A 13,310-nucleotide genomic window follows, 5' to 3' on the forward strand; every position below is an offset into this window, starting at 1 on the left:
TGTCTCACCGAATGGTCAGTCAAACGCCTAAAAGAAGCGGGTGCTGATGCTGTTAAATTCTTGCTTTATTATGATGTGGATGGTGACAAGCAGACAAATCTGCAAAAACAGGTCTACATAGAGCGGATCGGATCAGAATGCCTAGCAGAGGATATTCCCTTTTTCCTTGAAATTTTAAGCTACGATGAGGGGATAAAAGACACTAGCAGTATAGCCTATGCCAAGGTTAAACCACATAAGGTTAATGGGGCAATGGCGGTCTTTTCAGATGATCGCTATGGGGTTGATGTTTTGAAGGTGGAAGTGCCAGTCAATATGACCTATGTAGAAGGTTTTTCCAGAGGAGAAGTGGTTTATAGTCGTCAAGAAGCGGCACAAGCCTTTTGTGATCAGGAAGCGGCTAGTCATTTGCCTTATATTTATTTGAGTGCAGGTGTATCTGCTCAACAATTCCAAGAGACCTTGTGTTTTGCGTCAGAAGCAGGAGCCAAATTTAATGGAGTGCTTTGTGGTCGTGCGACTTGGTCAGGGGTAGTGCCTGTTTACATTACAGAAGGGGAGGCAGCAGCTAGGAATTGGTTACGAACAGAAGGTTTCCAAAACATTGATGAGCTGAACAAGGTTCTTGAAAAAACTGCTAGTCCTTGGACTGATAAAATCTAAAGAAGATATGCTCTTAGGAGATCGCCTAGCCTACAAGAACCTTATGATTAGTCAAACCAGAAAAAAGGAATTTCAATGAATCCTCTTGATTTTCCTTTTTTGCGTTTTGGTTGGTAGTCAATAAAGCATTTATTACGTTAGAGTTTTGGTGCAGTCTTTCAACAGTAACAAATAAGTCTGATTCAAAACAAATTCCCCTATTTTTAGATCTGCTGACAAGATACATTTTATAGGCAAAACGTGGTAATGATACAAGGTGTTACATTTTTAAACATGTCACATAACAGAAAAAATCAAATTGTGATTCTCCTTTTACGACCGCTGCCTGTGTTCAATCATCAAATGAGGTCTTAATTTTTCTTTTTTGAGTCAAATGGTTATGATAAACGTTATGTTAATTAAAAGAACTAGAGGCATTACTCAAAAAATAGCTAGCGGAATCAAACGTTAGCGTTCGGAGACCCTTGCAAGTTTATCAGGGATTAATCGTTATTTGGCTTTTTGTTCTAGTATTTACCACGACTACTGGGGAAGATCTCACCTTTAGAATCTTTTTCAAAGCCTGTTTTCGCTTTAGAAAATAGGTTACAAAGATGAACTATTTTTGAAAAATGAACTTTAACATAATGAAAGGAATTCTTTTATCCTAAAAATTTTTCGTGCGACTGTCGTACTTATTCATTTTTTCTATTTATTTTCTAGACTAAAACATGGTAAACTAATAAGTGATTAAAAGACATTAGGTGACTTATGACAATAGACATGTGGGAAATTTTAAACATTATCGGAACCATTGCTTTTGCCCTTTCAGGCGCTATTGTTGCTATGGAAGAAGAATTCGATATTTTAGGGGTTTTTATCCTGGGTTTTGTAACTGCTTTTGGTGGTGGAGCAATTCGAAATACCTTAATTGGGTTACCTATTGAGGCTTTATGGGGACAAAAACCAGAGTTTACTTGTGCCCTTGTTGCCATGGCATTGCTTATGTTATTTCCCAAATGGGTAGCTAAAGGTTGGGTTAGAGCAGCAGTCTTGACAGATGCTATTGGTCTAGCAGCGTTTAGCATTCAAGGCGCCTTGCACGCCGTAAGATTGAATCAACCGTTGAGTGCGGTCATTGTTGCAGCAGTCTTAACTGGTGCTGGTGGCGGGGTTGTTCGAGATATTTTGGCAGGTCGAAAACCGAGTGTTTTGCGGAGTGAAATTTATGCGGGATGGTCTATTGTAGCGGCTATTTTATTGCATTTTAAAATTGCAGAGTCCACTCTCGAGTGTTACGTCTTGGTTGTTTTGTTAACTGTTTTACGTATGATTGGAAATCGTCGAAAATGGAACCTTCCTAAAATCAAGTGGAAAGAGGAAATATAAATGATTCAGTTAATTGCTATTGATTTGGATGGAACATTGCTTAACAGTCAAAAACAAATTCCAAAAGAAAATATTGCAGCCATTAAAGAAGCTATTGCAGCAGGGATTAAGATTGTACTGTGTACAGGACGACCTTGGTCAGGAACAAAACCGTATTTTGATCAGTTGGAATTAAAGGCAGAAGAATTTCTCATCCTTAACAATGGTTGCAGTATTTATAGCAGTCCGGATTGGGAATTATTACATGCTAAATCTCTGACTGATAAGGATATTCAACACCTAGAAAATTTAAGCTGTGCATTTCCGAAAGTTTATTTGGCGCTAACCGGTGAACGTGATTACTTTGTTTTGGAAGAAACGGTGCCAGCCATTGTTCAGGCTGACGGAGATCTCGTTTTTACCAAAGTAAAAGCGGTAACGTCACAAGAAATTGCTAACAGCAAACAGGTGATTTTTCAAGCGATGTATCTAGGAGAGAAATCGGTACTTGATCCTTTTGAGACAGCTGTTAGAGATCAGTTGAGCCAATCATATAGTGTGGTTCGTAGCCAAGATAATATTTTAGAAATTATGCCCAAAGGGGTTACCAAGGCTTCTGCCTTGAAAGAACTCGTTTCAGAATTAAAGTTACAGCCAGATCAAGTGATGGCTATTGGTGATGCTCCCAATGATCTTGAAATGTTAACTTATGCTGGATTAGGTGTCGCTATGGGGAATGCTCAAAAAGCCATCCGACAAGTTGCTGATAGCATCAGTCTTTCAAACGATTTGGCAGGGGTTGCTTACGCTATTCGCCAGTTTGCTTTGAAATCAAAGTAAGCTGAAAAATGCCTTGTTCTATTTAAACAATTATTTCTCAAAATAAAAAAGGTTTCCCGATGAGGAAATCTTTTTAAGTTAATAAGGGAAGTCCCATAGCTGCCATTTCTTCAGCAGGGACAATCATATCATCTGAAATCCAGTTGGATAAAACAGAGATAATAGCATTGCTCCAAAAAAGTCGCTTATAATGAGATTCTTTTTTGTCTTTCCATTTTTGATAAGCTTTTAGACGCTTGGTCACTAGATGTGTTAATAAATGATGCAGATGGTGGCTAAAAATAATTTTGAGAAGTTGTGCCTCTTTTTTAGCTTCGGTAAAGAGATAAAGCCAGGCTTGATAGGCCTGAGTTTTTATGTCAAAATGTTTTAAGCCACGGAAAATACGTCTAATAAATGTTGTCAATAAGTGTTCTAGGATAGCTTCTTTTGAATGGTAATTGCGATAAAAAGCATTGCGTGAAACCCCTGCCTTAGCAACCAACTCAGAAATAGTGATGTCACCTAGAGGTTTGTGTTCTAAAAGATTAATTAAAGCGATTTCCATTGATTCTCGCACTAGTTTTCGTGTCTCTTGATTGAATTGTGTTAAGTTTTGAAGTGATCGTTTTGAGATTGCTTTGTCAGTCATCACAAATACCTTTCAAGTGTTACGTCTGATAGGTTATCAGTAGCAAAATCATACTTAATAATGATATAATTTTATGGGAATAAGCTTAGTTTGTCAACTAAAGCTAGCTATTGAAACATGGAGTGTTCTAAACGTTCTTGTCTTTTTGAAAATATTTTTTAAACTGGTAAGTTCATGATTATCAGTTAAGTTTTAGACAAAGAAAGCGTTTTAAAGGACATGATCTAACGGATAACAGTTAATTATTGTTAGATGGGAAAATAATGTGTAAAAAGAAAAGAGGGATTAAAAATGGCTTGGAAAATTGTATCGGATTCGGGGTGTGACCTCAAGGTATTAAAAAACCAATCCGATGATTTACGTTTTGAGCGTGTACCATTGACCATACAAATTGGTACAGATATTTTTAGAGATGATGAAGGGTTGGACATTGACAACATGATGGCAACCATGTACCAATCATCTAGAGCAGCGACATCAAGTTGTCCAAGTCCAGATGCTTTCTTGCAGGCATACAAGGGGGCTGATAATGTGATTGCAATTACCATTACAGGTACCTTATCAGGCAGTCACAATAGCGCTCGTCTGGCTAAAAATTATCTCCTAGAAGAAAATCCAAATGCCAATATCCATATTATTGATTCCTTATCGGCTGGTGGCGAGATGGATTTGCTTGTTCTTGAATTAGAACGTTTGATTAATCTTGGTTTGTCTTTTGATGAAGTAGTGGATAAGATAACAGCTTATCAAGAGAGAACACGTTTGATTTTTGTCCTTGCAAAAGTTGATAACTTGGTCAAGAATGGTCGTTTAAACAAGTTGATTGGTAAGGTTGTAGGACTTCTTAACATTAGAATGGTGGGTCAAGCAAGCCAAGAGGGAGATCTTAATCTTCTTCAAAAGGCACGTGGTCAGAAAAAAGCGGTTTCTGCTTTGGTAGAAGAAATTCAAAAAGCGGGCTACAAAGGAGGCAAAGTCTATATTGCTCATGCGAAAAACCCAAAAATCTGTGAACAAATCATTGATAAAATAACAGCCATTTATCCGGATGCGGATATTCAAACAGGAACAACATCAGGCTTATGTAGCTTTTATGCTGAGGATGGAGGTATCCTTATGGGCTACGAAATTTAGTTTTTTAAGTAACCTCATGTAGAGGAAGGTACGAACCCCAAAATTTGGTTTGTGCCTTCTTTTTATACCTATTGTGAATTCTTAGGCTCTGTTGGTAGTGTTGGTAAAGATGATGATGTATTAGGAGGAGATTGACTTGCTTCGGGTTTACTTGGTTCTTGGGATGAACTTGGTGTGGTTGGCTCTGAACTAGAATTTGATTCAGGAACAGATGAGGATGAACTATCTTTATCAGCATCGTTTTCAGCTGGGATTGCATGCCAAGTGTTTATGTCCCCTGCTTCAACGACTTGTTGAGGCATTTCTTTAGCAATAAAAATAGCATCTAAACGGGCTTGCAAAGCTGCCTTCTTTCCTTTGTTGCTTAACTCATTGACAGCTTTTTGCGCTAAATCTTTGAGGGATTGATCGGGTGTTTCTTCTGCGGATTTAACAGCTTGAGTGGCGGCTTCTTCTTGCTCTAATTGGGCTTTGACAACATCGAGTCGTTTTTGTAGTTTTTGTTTTTTCTGAGAGCCTTTTAGCTGATTAATGGCATGCTGTGCTTTATTGGTAGCAGACACGGTAGTTAAATTTTCAGCAGACCGTACAGCTTTGACGGCATCTCTTAGTAAATTTGTTTTTTGATATTGCCCAGTCATTTGTTTTTGCGGTAAATTACCAAAAATTAGGTAGCTTCCACTTGCTATGGTGATGATTAGAATACTCAAAATCAGATAGAGGGCTTCTTTTTGGGATTTCTGCATGGGGTCTCCTTTTGGGGCATCATTCATCATAGCCATATTATACCCTTAATAAGGAAAAATGAAAAGTTTTGACAGCTAACTGTTTTCGTTAACTTAATGGGATTTACAATCTATGTGAAATAGGAAATGAAAGGATCAAACGTTAATGCCAAACTGTAGACAAACCATCAAGTGTGTTTCATCGCTACTTTTCCTAGAAAATTAGATCAAATACCATTATTTGCAATCAAAGGGAGTCTTTTTAGTAAATCAACACGTTTTGCTGTACTAAAATTGCCCATTGTTTAGCGACTCCGCTTGGAATTTAGCGTGGGGAGTTTCAAGGAAATTTGTTTTTAGCGGTACTGTTTTAAGAAAAGGATTAGCTTAAAATCACAAAAGATTGAAGTGCCTTCCTTTGCTTTTGATGAAAGGCTTATTAGGATATTTCACTGATTAGGAAATAAGAAGTCGTGTTTCTTTAATCGCTAATAATGCTTAAAAAGCCTTGTGATAAATAAAGGAATGCATTAAAATAAAGAAGACTAAAATTTAGCGAGGACAACATTGTGTCAGTAAATTGGCAAGACATTGTATTTCATTTTTTTGGCGGGTTAGGTCTCTTTCTTTTCAGTATTAAGTATATGGGAGATGGTCTGCAACAAGCGGCAGGAGATAAATTAAGGTATTATATCGATAAATACACGAGTAATCCTTTCTTTGGTATATTAGTTGGAATTGCTATGTCTGCATTAATTCAGTCAAGTTCAGGTGTTACGGTAATTACAGTTGGCTTGGTGTCAGCTGGCTTACTTAATTTGCGTCAAGCTATTGGTATTGTTATGGGGGCAAATATCGGAACTACTGTTACCTCTTTTTTGATTGGTTTTAAATTAGGTGATTATGCCCTGCCAATGATCTTTGTTGGTGCAGCCTGCCTTTTCTTTACTTCTAATAAAAAACTTAATAACTTTGGTCGCATCATTTTTGGTGTGGGTGGTATTTTCTTTTCCCTAAATCTTATGGGGGATGCCATGGATCCGTTAAAATCAGTTTCTGTCTTTCAGAGTTACTTAGCAACCTTAGGGGACAAGCCGTTCCAAGGTGTTTTTATCGGAACAGTCTTAACCATGTTGATTCAATCGTCGGCAGCCATTATTGGAATTTTACAAGGTTTGTTTTCGGGAGGTCTTTTAACCTTGCAGGGAGCTATTCCTATCTTGCTTGGCTCAAATATTGGCACTTGTATTACAGCTGTTTTAGCGGCAATTGGTTCTAATATTGCGGCTAAACGTGTAGCTGCTGCCCATGTTTTGTTTAATGTCATTGGCACTATTATTTTTATGATTTTTTTGCTGCCATTTACGTCATTAATGCTGTGGTTACAATCAGAATTGAGGCTAACCCCTGAAATGACCCTTGCATTTTCACACGGTTCTTTCAATATCACAAATACTATCTTACTGATTCCTTTTATTGGTTTTTTGGCAATGCTTGTGACAAAGCTCATTCCAGGTGAAGATGAAGTGGTCAAATACGAAGCCCTTTACCTTGATCGCTTGCTGATTACACAAGCTCCGTCTATTGCACTTGGGAATGCTCACAAGGAATTGGTTCACTTAGCTTCTTACGCTATCCAAGCTTTTGAAGCTTCTTATAGCTATATCATGACGGCAGATGGTAGGTTTGGTGAGAAAGTGAAACGTTATGAAAAAGCCGTTAACACCATTGATGAAGAATTAACGACTTATCTTGTTGATATTTCAAATGAAGCTCTTAGCCCAAGTGAAAATGAAGTTTTGGCAGGTATTTTGGATTCTTCTCGTGACTTGGAGAGAATTGGGGATCATTCCGAATCTTTGGCGGAATTAATTGAAGGCATTACAGCTAAACAGATTGGGTTTTCAGCTGCCGCCCGTGATGAATTAACGGACATGTATCAGCTAACGCATCGTTTAACCTTAGATGCTATCCGAGCTATTGTGGACAGCGATATGGACTTGGCGCAAAGCATTGTGTTGCGTCATAAGGAAATTGAAGAGAAAGAGCGTCGTTTACGGAAAACACATATTAAACGGCTCAATCGAGGGGAGTGTACCGCCCAAGCAGGTATTAATTTTATTGATATTATTTCTCACTATACCCGTATAACCGATCATGCCCTAAATTTGGCAGAGAAAGTACTTTCACACCAGCTTTAAAAAGAAGAGAAAACGTGAATCATCATTCAGGTTTTCTTTTTTGAATTCAAAAGTGGTATATACCATTTACAAAGTGAGGAATAAGGCGTATAATAAGGAAAAAGGGAGGAAAAAAGATGACAAGCTATATCAAAGCAGATTGTTTTTATTACCCAACCGAGGTTAAACCAAAAGGCTATCTAAGCCTTCATGAGGGGATTTTTGGTGAGTGGGCAGATACGGTTCCAGCAGATGCCCAAATTATTGATTACACAGGTTATCAAATTGCACCTGGTCTTGTAGATACGCATATTCATGGTTATGCAGGTGCCGACGTGATGGATAATTCGGCAGAAGGTATTCATAAAATAAGCGAGGGATTGCTTTCGACAGGGGTTACCTCTTTTTTGCCGACCACCTTGACTTCTACGTTTGAACAATTGGAAAAAGTTTCTGCAACGATTGCTTCCGTGGCGGATCAGGTTAAAGGTGCGAAAATTCAAGGCATTTACTTTGAAGGGCCTTATTTCACAGAAGAATATAAAGGTGCCCAAAACCCAAGTTACATGAAAAATCCACGCTTGGATGAATTTGAAGCTTGGCAAAAAGCTGCTAAAGGTCTCATCAAGAAAATTGCCCTTGCTCCAGAACGTGATGGAGTCGCAGAATTTGTATCTACAGTGACCAAGCAGGGAGTGACCGTGGCTTTAGGGCATTCTAATGGTACTTACGAAGAAGCCAAAAAGGCTGTTAAATCAGGTGCCAGTGTTTGGGTTCATGCTTATAATGGTATGCGTGGTCTGACTCACCGTGAACCTGGGATGGTTGGTGCGGTTTATAATATCCCAAGTACCTACGCAGAACTCATTTGTGATGGTTACCATGTGTCTCCTGTTGCATGTGATATTTTGATGCGACAAAAAGGGCACGACCATGTGGCAATGATTACAGATTGTATGCGTGCTGGCGGCTCCCCAGATGGCGATTATATGCTTGGAGAATTTCCAGTTATTGTAGAAAATGGTACTGCACGTCTCAAAACTACTGGTAACCTCGCTGGTTCTATTTTGAAGTTAAAAGATGGGATTAAAAATGTTGTGGCTTGGGGGATTGCTAGCCCGGAAGAAGCCATTCATATGTCAACTTATGTGCCAGCAGTTTCGGTCGGGATTAGTGATGTTTGTGGTCAGATAAAAGAGGGGCATGCAGCTGATTTTATTGTCCTTGATAAAGATTTGGAATTAGTGGCGACTTACTTGGACGGTGAAAAAGTCTTTGAAGTCTAGTTAATACTAAAAAAGAATTGAATGGTCCAGTTTTAGCCCTTCAATTCTTTTTTGTTGTCATATAGTAGTAAAGCGGTTGTTGGAATGGCATACAGTTGTAAAGGGAACTAAAAGACCCTTGCTGACTTTTTAAAAGCTTGGCTTAGAAATGAGATTTATATTGCTCAGTAGTGCTAGGGGTTTGACAAGACTTTGTAACTTAGTTATAATCTTTACGAGTGTTTTGTGAAAGAAAACCATAAAAGAAAAATAAGGAGTCTTATTGTGACCATCTTTTTGTTGATGCTAGCGATGTTTACTGTTCGTTTAATATTCTTAAAAAAATCTATTAATAATGAAAAAGCGATCTTGGCTAAGGGAGGGCAAGAGTTCGGTGTTCAAAATACAAAATTTTTGACGTTGCTCCACATTATGATTTATGTGTTTGCAGTGATAGAAGCCTTACTCAAGCAAATTAAGTTTGATGGCATAAGCTTATTAGGACTTTTGCTCATGCTGTTTTCGGTGGCCGTTTTGTATGAAGTGACACGTATTTTGGGTGATATTTGGACTGTTAAGTTGATGTTGGCAAAAGATCACAAATATGTTGAACACTGGTTATTTAAGACAGTGAAACACCCCAACTATTTCCTGAATATTGCTCCAGAACTTATAGGGATTGTTTTACTTTGTCATGCGCAAATTACAGCCATGTTGCTTTTTCCATGTTACATCATCGTGATTTATCTCCGTATTCGCGAGGAAAATAAGCTTTTGGCAGAAGTTATTATTCCAAACGGTACTCACAAAAATCTTAAGGGGGATTAGACAAGGAAACAACTTTGTGATAAACTGGTTCTTAAGAGAGAAAATCGCAAGTTTCTTATCCCAAGCGAGTTCGGAGTGGTGGAAGCCGAATGATAGAGGTGTTGGTTGGCGCTTTCTTTTAGAGGTAGTGGTAGCATTGTTGGGCTTTGTTAGCCTTATGATCTAAAAATAACTGAATGATAATGAAGTAATAAATTAGGGTGGAACCGCGTCTTAACGCCCCTATGTCAGCTTTGGCATAGGAGTGAAGAACGTGGTTTTTTGTCTTTTCCCACGTTACTCCATCTCTAGCGAATTGTGAACATCATGAACACAACTGTGTATTTTTCGATGTGATGAGTAGGCTAGTGATCCAAGGTTATTATTGGTCAGAGAAAGCCGTTTAAGTTTGAAAAGAAAAAAGTAATGAGGCATATTTTTAGCGATGAGATTTCAAAAATATCCCCAGTCGATTGCTGACAGTGGGAAGTGGGATCTGTAAATCAAGTGCGAAAGATTTGTGCCTGCCACTTAAAAAGTGCCATCCTAAAATCGGCTGAATAAGGAGAAAAACATGTCTAAAAACTGACTTTCCCCTTTGCCAAAGTTGCTCACAAACTTAAAGAGTTGAGCAACTCATGATAATTGCTAGGTTTAGAGCGATTTGCTTAGATAATACACTCGTTTTCTGTCAAAAAAATCGTTTTATCAGAAAATTGCCATACGAAAAAGAGAGGAACATTATGTCTAAAAAACTGACTTTCCAAGAGATTATTTTAACGCTACAACAATACTGGAATGACCAAGGGTGTATGCTTATGCAAGCTTATGATAACGAAAAAGGTGCGGGAACGATGTCGCCCTACACTTTTCTTCGTGCTATTGGTCCTGAGCCGTGGAATGCGGCTTATGTGGAGCCCTCACGCCGTCCAGCAGATGGGCGTTACGGGGAAAATCCCAACCGTCTTTACCAGCACCACCAATTCCAAGTGGTTATGAAGCCATCACCTTCAAACATTCAAGAGCTCTATCTTGAATCCTTAGAAAAATTGGGAATCAATCCCCTTGAACATGATATTCGTTTTGTTGAAGATAACTGGGAAAATCCATCAACTGGTTCAGCTGGTCTTGGCTGGGAAGTTTGGTTAGATGGGATGGAAATTACTCAATTTACTTATTTCCAACAAGTTGGTGGTTTGCAAACAGGTCCTGTAACGGCTGAGGTTACCTATGGATTAGAACGTTTGGCATCTTATATCCAAGAGGTAGATTCTGTTTATGATATTGAATGGGCGCCCGGTGTTAAATATGGTGAAATATTTACACAACCAGAATATGAGCATTCAAAATACTCATTTGAAATATCAGATCAAGAGATGCTTCTTGAAAACTTTGAAAAATTTGAAAAAGAAGCTGGTCGGGCGTTGGAAGAAGGTCTTGTTCACCCAGCCTATGATTATGTGTTGAAATGTTCACACACCTTCAACTTACTTGATGCCCGTGGTGCCGTATCTGTAACAGAACGTGCAGGTTACATTGCCCGTATCCGTCACTTGGCGCGTGTTGTTGCCAAAACTTTTGTTGCAGAACGTCAAAAATTAGGTTTCCCACTTTTGGATGAAGCAACGCGAGCAGAATTGTTGAAAGATAAGGAGGCATAAGATGGCAAAAAATTTATTAGTAGAACTTGGTTTAGAAGAACTACCAGCTTACGTTGTCACACCAAGTGAGCAACAATTAGGTCAGAAAATGGCAGCATTCTTAAAAGATAACCGTTTGTCTTTTGAGTCGATTCAAACCTTCTCAACACCGCGTCGTTTGGCAGTTCGTGTAGTAGGTTTAGCAGATCAACAAACAGATTTAACAGAAGATTTCAAAGGACCTTCTAAAAAGATTGCTTTGGATGCTGAAGGGAATTTCTCAAAAGCAGCTCAAGGATTCGTTCGTGGGAAAGGATTGACTGTGGACGACATCGAATTCCGTGAAATCAAAGGTGAAGAATACGTTTACGTGACAAAACATGAAGTAGGGAAACCAGCTAAAGAGGTATTGGTAGGCGTCTCAGAAGTGTTGTCAGCCTTGACTTTCCCAGTCAGTATGCACTGGGCTGGACATTCATTTGAGTACATTCGCCCGGTTCATACTTTGATTGTCTTGTTAGATGATGATGCTTTAGACCTTGATTTTCTTGATATTCATTCAGGGCGTGTAAGTCGTGGTCATCGCTTCTTAGGTCAAGAAACTAAGATTGTCTCAGCAGAATCTTATGAGGATGCTTTGCGCCAGCAATTTGTTATTGCTGATCCTAAAGAACGCAAAGCTATGATCATTCATCAAATTAAAGCTATTGAATCTGAGAAAAATGTTCAAGTTGACATTGATGCAGATCTGTTGAATGAAGTCTTGAACTTGGTTGAATACCCAACAGCCTTTATGGGAAGCTTTGAAGACAAATACCTTGAGATCCCAGAAGAAGTCTTGGTGACTTCAATGAAAAACCACCAACGTTATTTTGTGGTCCGTGACCAAACTGGTCGCTTAATGCCAAATTTCATCTCAGTTCGTAATGGTAATGAAGAACACATCGAAAATGTGGTGAAAGGAAATGAAAAAGTTCTGGTTGCCCGTTTGGAAGATGGTGAATTCTTCTGGCGTGAAGACCAAAAATTACAAATTGCAGATCTTGTGGCTAAGTTAGCCCATGTTACTTTCCATGAAAAAATTGGATCACTTTCGGAACATATGGAGCGTGTAGGTGTTATTGCAGACTACTTATCCGAAAAAGCTGGCTTGACAGTTGAAGAAACAGCAGCAGTGGCACGTGCAGCAGCTATTTATAAGTTTGATTTGTTGACCGGCATGGTGGGAGAATTTGATGAACTTCAAGGGATTATGGGGGAAAAATATGCCCTTCTTGCTGGTGAAGATGTCACAGTTGCTACAGCTATTCGTGAGCACTATCTGCCAAATGCTGCAGAGGGAGATCTTCCAGAAACCAAAGTTGGTGCGGTCCTTGCCCTTGCTGATAAATTGGATACTCTTTTGTCTTTCTTTTCAGTTGGCTTGATTCCAAGTGGTTCCAATGATCCGTATGCGCTTCGTCGTGCAACTCAAGGTATTGTTCGGATCCTTGACACTTTTGGTTGGAATATTTCAATGGATGAATTGGTTGATAATCTTTATCACCTCTCATTTGCAAGTTTAACTTACAATCATAAGTCAGAAGTCATGGATTTTATCTGTGCGCGTGTTGAGAAAATGATGGGCAAAGCCGTACCAAAAGACATCCGTGAGGCAGTGTTAGCAAGTTCAACCTTCATTGTCTCGGAAATGCTTGCAGTTGCAGAGACTCTTAGTGCAGCTAGCCAAAAAGCTAGTTATAAATCAGCGGTTGAGAGTTTATCACGTGTCTTTAATTTGGCAGCCAAAGCTGATGCTGGTGTTGCCATTTCAGTGGAACTCTTTGAAAATGATCAAGAAAAAGCCCTTGCCCTTGCAGTGGAAGAATTGGTCTTGTCTGGAACAGCTAAAGACAAAGTAGCTCAGCTATTTGCTCTAAGCCCTGTGATTGATGCCTTCTTTGATAATACCATGGTTATGGTAGAAGACCAAGTGGTTAAGAATAATCGTTTGGCAGTTCTTTCAGCCCTTGTTGCAAAAGCCAAAACAGTGGCAGCTTTTAACCTGTTGAATACTAAGTAGAAAGAGCAGGTTAGAA

General features: G+C 38.9%; 11 protein-coding genes. 9 read left to right on the top strand and 2 right to left on the bottom strand.

The annotated features are described in order from the left end of the window. From H346_RS0106365 to H346_RS0106375, 3 genes are all read left to right on the top strand, one after another. The coding region (locus H346_RS0106365; protein WP_027969542.1) for a tagatose 1,6-diphosphate aldolase at positions 1-663 on the top strand (663 nt) is incomplete at its 5' end. Between the two features lie 750 nt (positions 664-1,413). After that, positions 1,414-2,031: a trimeric intracellular cation channel family protein gene (locus H346_RS0106370; protein WP_027970347.1), complete on the top strand. Its 618-nt coding sequence runs from the start codon at positions 1,414-1,416 to the stop codon at positions 2,029-2,031. Beyond that, positions 2,032-2,850: a Cof-type HAD-IIB family hydrolase gene (locus H346_RS0106375; protein WP_027970348.1), complete on the top strand. Its 819-nt coding sequence runs from the start codon at positions 2,032-2,034 to the stop codon at positions 2,848-2,850. 73 nt (positions 2,851-2,923) lie between these two features. On the opposite strand, the gene H346_RS0106380 is transcribed toward H346_RS0106375, so the two are convergent. After that, complete coding sequence (locus H346_RS0106380) at positions 2,924-3,481, bottom strand: TetR/AcrR family transcriptional regulator (RefSeq protein WP_027970349.1); 558 nt, start codon at positions 3,479-3,481, stop codon at positions 2,924-2,926. A 291-nt stretch (positions 3,482-3,772) separates the two neighbouring features. Here H346_RS0106380 and H346_RS0106385 point away from each other — a divergent pair, with 291 nt between their 5' ends. Further along, the gene (locus H346_RS0106385) at positions 3,773-4,615 is read left to right on the top strand and encodes a DegV family protein (RefSeq protein ID WP_027970350.1); all 843 of its coding nucleotides are present in this window, start codon (positions 3,773-3,775) and stop codon (positions 4,613-4,615) included. Positions 4,616-4,683: 68 nt separating this feature from the next. Here H346_RS0106385 and H346_RS0106390 read toward each other — a convergent pair whose 3' ends face one another. After that, positions 4,684-5,361, bottom strand: a complete 678-nt coding sequence (locus tag H346_RS0106390; RefSeq protein ID WP_027970351.1) for a GA-like domain-containing protein — start codon at positions 5,359-5,361, stop codon at positions 4,684-4,686. Positions 5,362-5,909: 548 nt separating this feature from the next. Between H346_RS0106390 and H346_RS0106395 the strand changes: the two genes are divergently transcribed. The 5 genes from H346_RS0106395 to glyS all read left to right on the top strand — a co-directional run bounded on the left by H346_RS0106395 (position 5,910) and on the right by glyS (position 13,294). Continuing rightward, a complete protein-coding gene (locus H346_RS0106395; RefSeq protein ID WP_027970352.1) occupies positions 5,910-7,541 on the top strand; it encodes a Na/Pi cotransporter family protein in 1,632 nt (543 codons plus the stop codon). Between the two features lie 116 nt (positions 7,542-7,657). Then, complete coding sequence (nagA, locus tag H346_RS0106400) at positions 7,658-8,806, top strand: N-acetylglucosamine-6-phosphate deacetylase (protein ID WP_027970353.1); 1,149 nt, start codon at positions 7,658-7,660, stop codon at positions 8,804-8,806. 264 nt (positions 8,807-9,070) lie between these two features. Next, positions 9,071-9,613, top strand: a complete 543-nt coding sequence (locus H346_RS0106405) for an isoprenylcysteine carboxyl methyltransferase family protein (protein ID WP_027970354.1) — start codon at positions 9,071-9,073, stop codon at positions 9,611-9,613. 722 nt (positions 9,614-10,335) lie between these two features. Then, complete coding sequence (gene glyQ / locus H346_RS0106415; RefSeq protein ID WP_027970355.1) at positions 10,336-11,253, top strand: glycine--tRNA ligase subunit alpha; 918 nt, start codon at positions 10,336-10,338, stop codon at positions 11,251-11,253. Position 11,254: 1 nt separating this feature from the next. After that, positions 11,255-13,294, top strand: a complete 2,040-nt coding sequence (gene glyS / locus H346_RS0106420) for a glycine--tRNA ligase subunit beta (protein WP_027970356.1) — start codon at positions 11,255-11,257, stop codon at positions 13,292-13,294. The last annotated feature ends 16 nt before the right edge of the window (positions 13,295-13,310 follow it).

This window comes from Streptococcus castoreus DSM 17536, from assembly GCF_000425025.1.
GTDB lineage: Bacteria > Bacillota > Bacilli > Lactobacillales > Streptococcaceae > Streptococcus > Streptococcus castoreus.

Coding starts and splice junctions, on each gene's coding strand:
- nagA (WP_027970353.1), top strand. CDS start 7,658: ATGACAAGCTATATCAAAGCAGATTGTTTTTATTACCCAACCGAGGTT.
- glyS (WP_027970356.1), top strand. CDS start 11,255: ATGGCAAAAAATTTATTAGTAGAACTTGGTTTAGAAGAACTACCAGCT.
- H346_RS0106380 (WP_027970349.1), bottom strand. CDS start 3,481: ATGACTGACAAAGCAATCTCAAAACGATCACTTCAAAACTTAACACAA.
- H346_RS0106370 (WP_027970347.1), top strand. CDS start 1,414: ATGACAATAGACATGTGGGAAATTTTAAACATTATCGGAACCATTGCT.
- glyQ (WP_027970355.1), top strand. CDS start 10,336: ATGTCTAAAAAACTGACTTTCCAAGAGATTATTTTAACGCTACAACAA.
- H346_RS0106390 (WP_027970351.1), bottom strand. CDS start 5,361: ATGCAGAAATCCCAAAAAGAAGCCCTCTATCTGATTTTGAGTATTCTA.
- H346_RS0106375 (WP_027970348.1), top strand. CDS start 2,032: ATGATTCAGTTAATTGCTATTGATTTGGATGGAACATTGCTTAACAGT.
- H346_RS0106385 (WP_027970350.1), top strand. CDS start 3,773: ATGGCTTGGAAAATTGTATCGGATTCGGGGTGTGACCTCAAGGTATTA.